Annotated in this window: 7 protein-coding genes and 1 tRNA gene; 6 read left to right on the top strand and 2 right to left on the bottom strand. The window is 39.6% G+C overall.

Going from position 1 to position 10,518, the window contains the following annotated elements:
• The first annotated feature begins 67 nt into the window (after positions 1–67).
• Positions 68–4,318 carry a DNA-directed RNA polymerase subunit beta' gene (rpoC, locus tag DV415_RS08340; RefSeq protein WP_118790952.1) on the top strand — a complete coding sequence of 1,417 codons (4,251 nt, stop codon included), beginning with the start codon at positions 68–70 and terminating at the stop codon, positions 4,316–4,318.
• Between the two features lie 194 nt (positions 4,319–4,512).
• The gene (gene tehA / locus DV415_RS08335; RefSeq protein ID WP_192879114.1) at positions 4,513–5,457 is read left to right on the top strand and encodes a dicarboxylate transporter/tellurite-resistance protein TehA; all 945 of its coding nucleotides are present in this window, start codon (positions 4,513–4,515) and stop codon (positions 5,455–5,457) included.
• A 52-nt stretch (positions 5,458–5,509) separates the two neighbouring features.
• Here tehA and tsaA read toward each other — a convergent pair whose 3' ends face one another.
• The gene (tsaA, locus tag DV415_RS08330; RefSeq protein WP_118790953.1) at positions 5,510–6,229 is read right to left on the bottom strand and encodes a tRNA (N6-threonylcarbamoyladenosine(37)-N6)-methyltransferase TrmO; all 720 of its coding nucleotides are present in this window, start codon (positions 6,227–6,229) and stop codon (positions 5,510–5,512) included.
• A 62-nt stretch (positions 6,230–6,291) separates the two neighbouring features.
• On the opposite strand from tsaA, the gene menA reads away from it, so the two are divergent.
• The 3 genes from menA (at position 6,292) to DV415_RS08315 (ending at position 9,292) form a co-directional block, all read left to right on the top strand.
• Positions 6,292–7,203, top strand: a complete 912-nt coding sequence (gene menA, locus DV415_RS08325; protein WP_118790954.1) for a 1,4-dihydroxy-2-naphthoate octaprenyltransferase — start codon at positions 6,292–6,294, stop codon at positions 7,201–7,203.
• Positions 7,204–7,254: 51 nt separating this feature from the next.
• Positions 7,255–7,752, top strand: a complete 498-nt coding sequence (gene rraA / locus DV415_RS08320) for a ribonuclease E activity regulator RraA (RefSeq protein ID WP_118790955.1) — start codon at positions 7,255–7,257, stop codon at positions 7,750–7,752.
• Positions 7,753–7,906: 154 nt separating this feature from the next.
• Positions 7,907–9,292 (top strand): DASS family sodium-coupled anion symporter, encoded by a 1,386-nt coding sequence (locus DV415_RS08315; RefSeq protein WP_046939652.1) that lies wholly within the window; start codon positions 7,907–7,909, stop codon positions 9,290–9,292.
• Between the two features lie 105 nt (positions 9,293–9,397).
• Here the strand turns inward: DV415_RS08315 and folD are convergent, their stop codons facing one another.
• Complete coding sequence (folD, locus tag DV415_RS08310; RefSeq protein ID WP_118790956.1) at positions 9,398–10,246, bottom strand: bifunctional methylenetetrahydrofolate dehydrogenase/methenyltetrahydrofolate cyclohydrolase FolD; 849 nt, start codon at positions 10,244–10,246, stop codon at positions 9,398–9,400.
• Positions 10,247–10,424: 178 nt separating this feature from the next.
• Here folD and DV415_RS08305 point away from each other — a divergent pair.
• A tRNA-Pro gene (locus tag DV415_RS08305) sits at positions 10,425–10,501 on the top strand.
• Positions 10,502–10,518: the final 17 nt, after the last annotated feature.

Raw genomic sequence — 10,518 nt, 5'->3', positions numbered from 1 at the left:
GTGCGGTCAAAATTCTCCGAGATTTTCAACCGCACTTTAAACCTTTAACTCCGACAGGAGAACATTTGTGAAAGACTTAGTTAAGTTTTTAAAAGCACAATCAAAAACCAGTGAAGATTTTGATGTGATTAAAATTGGGTTAGCTTCCCCAGATATGATCCGTTCTTGGTCATTTGGTGAAGTGAAGAAACCTGAAACCATTAACTACCGTACGTTCAAACCTGAACGTGATGGTCTTTTCTGTGCACGTATCTTCGGGCCTGTAAAAGATTACGAATGTTTATGTGGTAAATATAAACGTTTAAAACACCGTGGTGTGATTTGTGAAAAATGTGGTGTTGAGGTCACTCAAACTAAAGTTCGTCGTGAACGTATGGGCCACATTGAACTTGCATCGCCAGTTGCACATATTTGGTTCTTAAAATCATTGCCGTCTCGTATTGGTTTACTTTTAGATATGCCATTGCGCGATATTGAACGTGTACTTTACTTTGAAATGTACATCGTGACCGAGCCAGGTATGACTGATTTAGAGCGAGGTCAATTATTAACTGAAGAACAATACCTTGACGCTGAAGATCGTTGGCAAGATGAATTCGAAGCGAAAATGGGTGCCGAAGCGATTCAAGATCTCTTAAAAGGTATGGATCTTGACGTTGAATGTGAAAAATTACGTGAAGAATTACAAGAAACTAACTCTGAAACTAAACGTAAAAAAATCACTAAACGCTTAAAATTATTAGAAGCATTTGTTCAATCTGGTAATAAACCAGAATGGATGGTAATGACTGTATTACCAGTTCTTCCACCAGATTTACGTCCATTAGTGCCGCTTGATGGTGGTCGTTTTGCGACTTCAGATTTGAACGATTTATATCGTCGTGTGATCAACCGTAACAACCGTTTAAAACGTTTATTAGATTTAATTGCGCCAGATATTATTGTGCGCAACGAAAAACGTATGTTACAAGAATCTGTTGATGCGTTATTAGATAATGGTCGCCGTGGTCGTGCAATTACAGGTTCTAACCGTCGTCCATTAAAATCTCTTGCAGACATGATCAAAGGTAAACAAGGTCGTTTCCGTCAAAACTTATTAGGTAAACGTGTTGATTACTCTGGTCGTTCTGTAATCACTGTAGGTCCATACTTGCACTTACACCAATGTGGTTTGCCGAAGAAAATGGCATTGGAATTATTCCGTCCGTTTATCTACGCTAAACTAGAAAGCCGTGGTTATGCAACGACAATCAAAGCGGCTAAGAAAATGGTTGAGCGTGAAGATGCGATCGTTTGGGATATTCTTGCAGAAGTTATTCGTGAACACCCAATTCTATTGAACCGTGCGCCAACACTTCACCGTTTGGGTATCCAAGCGTTTGAACCGATCTTAATCGAAGGTAAAGCGATTCAATTACATCCACTCGTTTGTGCGGCGTTCAACGCAGACTTCGATGGTGACCAAATGGCGGTACACGTTCCATTAACGCTTGAAGCTCAATTAGAAGCTCGTGCGTTGATGATGTCAACCAACAACGTGCTTTCACCAGCAAACGGTGATCCTATTATCGTTCCATCACAAGACGTGGTATTAGGTCTTTACTATATGACCCGCGAAAAAGTGAACGGTAAAGGCGAAGGCATGTTATTGCAAGATCCTCGCGAAGCTGAAAAAGCATATCGTACTGGTGAAGCAGAATTACATTCTCGCGTGAAAGTACGTATTACTGAATATGTGAAGAATGAAGCTGGCGAATTTGATGCGAAAACCACGCTGACTGATACAACTATCGGTCGTGCAATCTTATGGATGATCGCGCCGAAAGGCATGCCTTATTCATTGTTCAACCAAACATTAGGTAAAAAAGCTATTTCTAAACTGATTAACGAAGCTTATCGTCGTTTAGGTTTAAAAGAAGCGGTAATGTTTGCTGACCAAATTATGTATACCGGTTTTGCGTATGCGGCACGTTCTGGTTCATCAGTTGGTATTGATGATATGGAAATTCCAGCGAAGAAATACGAAATTATTTCTGCAGCGGAAGAAGAAGTGGCTGAGATCCAAGAGCAATTCCAATCAGGTCTTGTGACTGCAGGCGAACGCTATAATAAAGTAATCGATATTTGGGCCGCAGCGAATGAGCGCGTAGCGAAAGCGATGATGGAAAACTTATCTCAAGAAGAAGTCATCAACCGCGAAGGTAATCCTGAAAAACAAGCATCCTTTAATAGTATCTTTATGATGGCGGATTCTGGTGCACGTGGTTCTGCAGCTCAGATTCGTCAGTTAGCAGGTATGCGTGGTTTGATGGCGCGTCCAGATGGTTCGATCATCGAAACTCCAATTACAGCGAACTTCCGTGAAGGTTTGAATGTACTTCAGTACTTTATTTCAACCCACGGTGCGCGTAAAGGTTTGGCAGATACCGCATTAAAAACAGCAAACTCTGGTTACTTAACTCGTCGTTTAGTTGACGTAGCACAAGACTTAGTGATTGTAGAAGATGACTGTGGTACGCACGAAGGCTTAGTTATGACCCCATTAATCGAAGGTGGAGATGAAAAAGTTCCACTTCGTGAATTAGTGTTAGGTCGTGTAGCTGCAGAAGATATTTTAAAACCAGGTACAGAAGAAGTATTAATTCCTCGTAACACGTTATTAGATGAAAAACTCTGTGATGTGTTGGATGCAAACTCTGTAGACAGCGTAAAAGTACGTTCTGTTGTAACTTGTGATACTGATTTTGGTGTATGTGCGAAATGTTATGGTCGTGATCTTGCGCGTGGTCATTTAATTAACCAAGGTGAAGCAGTGGGTGTTATTGCTGCTCAATCTATCGGTGAGCCGGGTACACAGTTAACCATGCGTACGTTCCATATCGGTGGTGCGGCATCTGCAGCAGCGAAAGAATCGAGTGTACAAGTTAAAAACACTGGTACATTACACTTAATGAATGCGAAATTCGTTACTAATGATGAAGGTAAATTAGTATTAACGTCTCGTAATACTGAATTAACTATTACCGATGCATTTGGTCGTACTAAAGAACACTATAAAGTGCCTTACGGTGCGGTGTTAAGCAAAGGTGACAGCCAAGATGTAACAACAGGCGAAACTATCGCAAATTGGGATCCACATACAATGCCAGTTGTCTCTGAAGTATCTGGTTTTGTGAAATTCGTTGATATTATTGATGGCTTAACTGTAACGCGTCAAACTGATGAATTAACAGGTTTATCATCAATCGTGGTTCAAGACGTAGGTGAACGTGCTACTGCGGGTAAAGATTTACGTCCAACCATTAAATTAGTTGATGCAAATGGTAACGATATTTTCTTACCTGAAACGGATGTTCTTGCGCAGTATTTCTTACCGGGTAAAGCAATCGTAAGTTTAGACGATGGCGCAGCAGTAAAAGTGGGTGAACCATTAGCACGTATTCCGCAAGAGTCTGTGGGTACGAAAGATATTACCGGTGGTTTACCACGCGTTGCAGATTTATTTGAAGCACGTAAACCAAAAGAACCAGCTATTTTGGCTGAAATTTCTGGTATCGTGTCTTTCGGTAAAGAAACTAAAGGTAAACGCCGTTTATTAATTACTCCTGCGGAAGGCGAAACTTACGAAGAAATGATTCCAAAATGGCGTCAGCTCAACGTATTTGAAGGTGAAATGGTACAACGTGGTGACGTAATTTCTGATGGTGCTGAAACACCACATGATATTTTACGTTTACGTGGCGTGCGTGCAGTAACTGAATACATTGTGAACGAAGTACAAGATGTTTACCGCTTACAAGGGGTAAAAATCAACGATAAACATATCGAAGTTATCGTTCGTCAAATGTTACGTAAAGCGGTAATTACTAAAGCTTACGATTCAGAATTCCTTGAAGGGGAACAAGTCGAAGTTGCTCGTGTGAAAATCGTTAACCGTCAACGTGAAGCAGAAGGCAAACCGCCAGTTGAGTTTGAACGCGAATTATTGGGTATTACCAAAGCGTCTCTTGCGACTGAATCCTTCATCTCTGCCGCATCGTTCCAAGAAACTACTCGTGTTCTTACCGAAGCAGCAGTGGCAGGTAAACGTGATGAATTACGTGGCTTGAAAGAGAACGTAATCGTAGGTCGATTAATTCCTGCGGGTACAGGTTTTGCGTATCATCAAAATCGTCACAAACATCGTTTAGTTGATGATGTCGTAGCGAAATTATCTGAAGAAGATGAAGCTGCTATCGCTGATGAGTTTGTTATGACTGCAGACGATGCAAGTGCAAACTTAGCTGAAATGCTTAATATGGCAGATGATGTGGAATAATTAATTCCCTATATAAGAAAACCCGAATGAAAGTTCGGGTTTTTTATTTGTATGAAAATTAGTAGACGTTTTATTCCAGAACAATAAGTGTGTTTCTTTATAGAAATTTCACAAAAATTTGAGATTTTTAGAAAAGTCTGTTGTTGATGGCTGTGCTAAACTTCGCTAAATTTTTTCAAAATAAGGATAATATTATGAGTACAACAAAACCTTTTCCTCTTCCAACAGGATATTTCGGTATTCCTCTTGGTTTGGCCGCTTTATCTTTGGCTTGGCTTCATCTAGAAAACTTATTTCCTACTGCCCGAACCGTAAGTGATGTTCTTGGCATTGTAGCAAGTGCGGTCTGGATTTTATTTATTTTAATGTATGCGTATAAACTTCGTTATTACTTTGAGGAAGTTAGAGCAGAGTATCATTGCCCTGTTCGTTTTTCCTTTATTGCGTTGATTCCTATTACAACCATGTTGGTAGGCGATATTATTTATCGTTGGAATCCTTTAATAGCTGAAGTGATGATTTGGGTTGGTACAGTAGGACAGTTACTTTTCTCATCATTGCGTATCAGTGAACTATGGCAAGGTGGTGTATTTGAACAAAAATCTACTCGCCCTCCGTTTTATTTGCCTGCGGTAGCGGCAAATTTCACAAGTGCAAGTTCATTGGCATTACTGGGTTACCATGATTTAGGTTATTTGTTCTTCGGTGCAGGAATGGTTGCATGGATTATTTTTGAGCCCGTATTATTACAACATTTGCGAATTTCATCTCTTGAGCCGCCATTTAGAGCCACAATGGGCATTATTCTTGCGCCTGCATTTGTGGGCGCATCCGCTTATTTGTCACTCAATCATGGCGAAGTGGATACTTTAGTTAAAATCCTTTGGGGATATGGATTCTTGCAATTATTTTTCTTATTGCGATTATTCCCTTGGATTGTGGAAAAAGGACTTAACATTGGCTTATGGGGATTCTCATTCGGATTAGCGTCTATGGCAAACAGTGCTATCGCTTTCTATCATGGCAATGTTTTACAAGGCGTGTCTATTTTTGCCTTTGTTTTCTCGAATTTAATGATTGGCCTATTAGTTCTAATGACAATTATTAAATTAGCTAAAGGGCAGTTTTTCTTAAGATAAGGCATTTAAATCGACTAAGGCAGGGATTCCCTGCCTTATTTATATATGTCATCTATTTGTCTTTTTCTATTTCAATCACTTCTACACAATTCACCGTGCCTGCTTTAATTCGCCATTTCACATTAAATTCATACAAACTCATACCATAAATACGATCACTCGGTTTACCTTGTTGATAGGCTGGACGCGGATCTTGCTCTAGCACTTGGCGAATAAAACGACTTAAGTGCGGCCGTTTTTCTTCTCGTTTTTTTACCGCACTTTTAGCTTGCTCGGTAAATTCAACAGTCAGTTTTACTGGTGGTTTTTCTTGGGCAAAGCTCGATTGTGCATTTGGCTCACTATCTGCATAGGCAATATAGGGTTTGATATCGAAAATGGGTGTGCCATCCACTAAATCCACCGCACCTAAATGGAGAAAAACGTTACCGTTGATGCATTCTACTTGACGTAATTCTACTTTGGATAAACCGAGAGGATTCGGACGGTGCGTTGCACGTGAAGCAAACACGCCAACTCGTTGATTACCGCCTAACCGCGGAGGGCGTACTGTGGGTTGCCATTTTCCTTGTTGGATTTGGTCAAACTGAAAAATTAACCAAAGGTGACTGAATTGTTCCAATCCTCGTACGGCTTCAGGCGAATTATATGGCGGTAAGAGTTCTACAATGCCTACTCCGTCTTCAACTAAATTAGGTTGGCGTGGTACGGAGAATTTTTCTTTGTAAGGTGTGTGGATAATGGCGATAGGTGATAAGGTTAAATCATTCATAAATTGGGTATCTTAGTGTAGAATGTGCGGCTTATTGTAATCAAAAGTGCGGTCAAAAAAAAATGACAAATGAAAAATTGAAAATGTGGTGGGAAACGGCTCGACCAAAAACTTTGCCCTTAGCGTTGGCATCGATTTTCACAGGTTCGGCATTAGGTTATTGGGCGAATCCACAAGGTTTTAATGGGCTTGTAATGGCGCTTTGTTTACTTACGACAATTTTATTGCAGGTGCTTTCTAATTTTGCCAATGATTATGGGGATCATCAAAAAGGTTCAGATACTGAAGAACGTATTGGGCCATTACGTGGCATTCAAAAAGGCGCAATTTCAGCCAAAGAACTGAAATGTGGATTAATTCTAATGGTGGTGGCAAGTTTTCTTTCAGGAAGTTTCTTGATTGGAATCGCTTATGAAAACCTCTCGGATTTATTCGCTTTCGCTGGGCTTGGTATTTTAGCTATTGTTGCTGCTATTACTTATACGGTTGGGGTAAAACCTTATGGCTATATGGGATTAGGCGATATTTCTGTATTAGTATTTTTTGGTTTGCTTGGTGTTGGCGGCACTTATTATTTGCAAACTCACAGTATTGATAGCCACATTATTTTGCCTGCTATTGGTTCTGGTTTATTGGCAAGTGCGGTATTAAATATCAATAATTTACGCGACATTGAACAGGATGCGAAAGCTGGCAAAAATACCTTAGCTGTTCGTTTAGGTGCATATAAAGGGCGTGTTTATCATTGTATTTTATTAAGTGTGGCGGCCCTATGTTATTTGGCATTTGCGGTGGCAACGGCTATTTCTTGGACAAATTATTTATTTGTATTGGCAATGCCGCTGTTAGCTAAACATGCGATCTTTGTTTATCGCAGTCAGCAGCCAAGTGAATTGCGTCCAATGTTGGCTCAAATGTCTATGATTTCGTTATTAATCAATATCTTGTTTAGTTTAGGCTTGCTTATCGGCTAAATCGGCATATACTAAAGCAAACAAAATTTCAACAATCGATAGGGGAAAGTTATGTTTATTGATACTTCAGAACTTTGCGATCTTTATGCAGAACAAGTGGATGTAGTCGAGCCAATTTTTTCAAGTTTTGGTGGCGTAAGTAATTTTTACGGTAAAGTCACTACGGTAAAATGCTTTGAAAGTAATGGATTAATTGCTGAAGTATTAGAAGAAAATGGCGAAGGTCGAGTGCTTATCGTTGATGGCGGTGGTGCGGTACGCCGTGGTTTGATTGATGCAGAATTGGCTCAACTTGCTGTTGATAATGGTTGGGAAGGCATTATTGTATATGGTGCAGTACGCCAAATTCAGCAATTAGAAAACCTCGATATTGGTATTCATGCCCTTGCGCCAATTCCAGTTAGTGCAGATGAAAGCACAGCTGGTGAGAGTGATGTTCCAGTAAACTTTGGTGGCGTAACCTTTTTCCCAGAAGATTATATTTACGCAGATCTGACAGGAATTATACTTTCGCAAGAGCCCTTAGATTTAGATGATTCGGACGAATAATACGAAAGAGCAAAAGTGCGGTGAAAAATAACCGCACTTTTTTTATCAAAATTTATTGCACTAGATCACATTTCTGAAAATTGAGCATTGCAACTTATTAACATTCATTTAACATTGTAGTCCGTTCGAGTTAGAACACTAACGGAGGAGCTTTATGACTGAGATGAAATCTTTCAAGAATCATAAAAGTGGCATTATTTTTATTTTAGATATAGTGCTGTTTTTTGTGTTATTAAATGTGCTACCTTATGACCCAAAGGCTAGTGCTGGTTTAGCTTTATTGGCTTTTGTTGCAGTGCTTTGGTTAACCGAGGCATTGCATGTTACGGTTACCGCATTATTGGTGCCATTATTGGCGATCGCGCTAGATTTAGTGAGTACTAAACAAGCCTTAGTGGCTTTTGCTGATCCTACAATCTTTTTATTCTTTGGTGGCTTTTCTTTGGCTACAGCCTTACATATTCAAAAACTTGATAAAATGATTGCTAATAAGATTATGGCGTTAGCGCGTGGTAATTTATTTATTGCCATTATTTATCTCTTTTTGATTACAGCCTTCCTTTCTATGTGGATGAGTAACACGGCAACTGCAGCCATGATGTTACCCCTCGCAATGGGAATTTTAAGCCAACTTGATCGTGAGAAAGAACATAATACTTATGTGTTTGTATTGTTAGGGATTGCTTATAGTGCATCAATTGGTGGTATGGGAACCCTTGTGGGTAGCCCACCGAATGCGATTGTAGCAAGTAACTTACATTTAACTTTTGCAGATTGGTTATGGTACGGTTTACCAATAATGATCATTTTACTACCACTGATGATTGGTACGCTTTACATTATTTTTAAGCCAAAACTTCATATTAATTTTGAGCAATCTTTTGAAAGCATTGAAATGAATTCAGTGCGTGTATTAACACTTGTTATTTTTGTTGTAATTGCTTTAACTTGGGTATTTAGTGGGCAAATTAATCCGCTGATTTCAGGCTTACTTGGTTTGCAGAAAAATATTGCGAGCTTCGATAGTGTCGTCGCTTTATTAGCCGCTATTGTGATTTGTTCTACGGGCATTGCAAGCTGGAAACAAATTCAAGAAAGTACCGATTGGGGCGTATTAATGCTTTTCGGTGGTGGATTAACATTAAGTGCGGTATTGAAGGATTCTGGAGCAAGTAAAATTTTAGCAGATAGTATTGTCTTTATGATTGAAGGACAACATTTCTATCTTATTGGCTTGTTAGTTGCAGCATTCATTATTTTCTTAACTGAATTTACTTCTAACACAGCAAGTGCGGCACTACTCGTCCCAATATTTATTTCTATCGCCCAATCATTGGGTATGCCTGAAATTGGTTTAGCATTAATTATTGGTATTGGTGCATCCTGTGCCTTCATGTTACCAGTTGCAACACCTCCAAATGCTATTGTATTTGGTTCTGGACAAGTGAAACAAAGTGAAATGGTAAAAGCTGGTTTCGTATTGAATTTAGTGTGTATCGTCGTGATTGCAACTGTCGGCTATATGTTCTGGTTGAACTAATTTAGATTTGATTATTTACAAAATTCTTGAATGATTAAAATAAATGGGTTAAAGCGAATAAGGCTTTAACCCATTTTTCTTGTGATAAGATTCTTTTATACAAAGCTATTTGTTGTGTTCATAAGCGTAAAGTGTGTTGCTCATTAACATTGCAACGGTCATTGGCCCAACACCGCCGGGAACGGGGGTAATATATGCCGCTTTTTCTGCTGCTTTATCAAACTCTACATCGCCTACTAATTTTCCATCTAGGCGGTTAATTCCGACATCAATGACTACCGCACTTTCTTTGATCCAATCTCCGGGAATCAAATTCGGCTTACCTACCGCGACGACAAGTATATCTGCTTGGCGAGCATGGCTTTCTAAATCTTTGGTAAATCGATGAGTTACTGTGACAGTTGCGCCTGCTAATAATAATTCTAAAGACATTGGGCGTCCGACAATATTGGATGCGCCTACAATTACTGCGTGTTTGCCATGTAAGTCAATGCCCGTTGTTTCTAATAGTTTCATTACGCCATAAGGAGTGCAGGCACGTAAAGTTGGAATACGTTGGCATAAAAGCCCAACATTGTAAGGATGGAAACCATCCACATCTTTTTTCGGGTCGATTCTTTCAATTATTGCTTCTGTATTAATTTGTTTGGGTAACGGTAGCTGCACCAAAATACCATCAATATTTTTATCAGCATTAAGCTGGTCAATAACCGCTAACAATTCCTCTTGCGTGGTGGTATCTGGCAGATCATAAGATTTAGAGAGAATACCAATTTCTTCACAACTTTTACGTTTATTACCGACATAGATTTGCGAAGCAGGATCGGCACCCACGAGAATGACAGCAAGCCCAGGCGCGCGTTTTCCTTGCTTAACGTAATGGGTGATTTTATCTGCCACATCGGCTTTAATTTTTTTTGAAAGTGCGGTACCAGAGATGATTTGTGCGGTCATTGAGCTGTCCTTTTGAATGATGGGAAAGAAAGCGTTTGCTATTTTAGCGGACAATGATTTTTTTACAACGAAAAAGGGGGCATTTTTCCTAAAGTGGAATAATTTTGAACAATTAAATTAAAAAATCAAAAAATTAATTGACTGAGATAAAAACAAACCTATAATTGACCGCACTCGTCGGCGAGTAGCGCAGCTTGGTAGCGCAACTGGTTTGGGACCAGTGGGTCGTAGGTTCAAATCCTATCTCGCCGACCACTTCTTTTATATTGTCT

Source organism: Haemophilus haemolyticus, from assembly GCF_003490595.1.
GTDB classification, from domain to species: Bacteria; Pseudomonadota; Gammaproteobacteria; order Enterobacterales; family Pasteurellaceae; genus Haemophilus; species Haemophilus haemolyticus_L.
The sequence above is the reverse complement of the archived record's forward strand: the minus strand, read 5'-3'. Positions and strand labels throughout refer to the sequence as shown.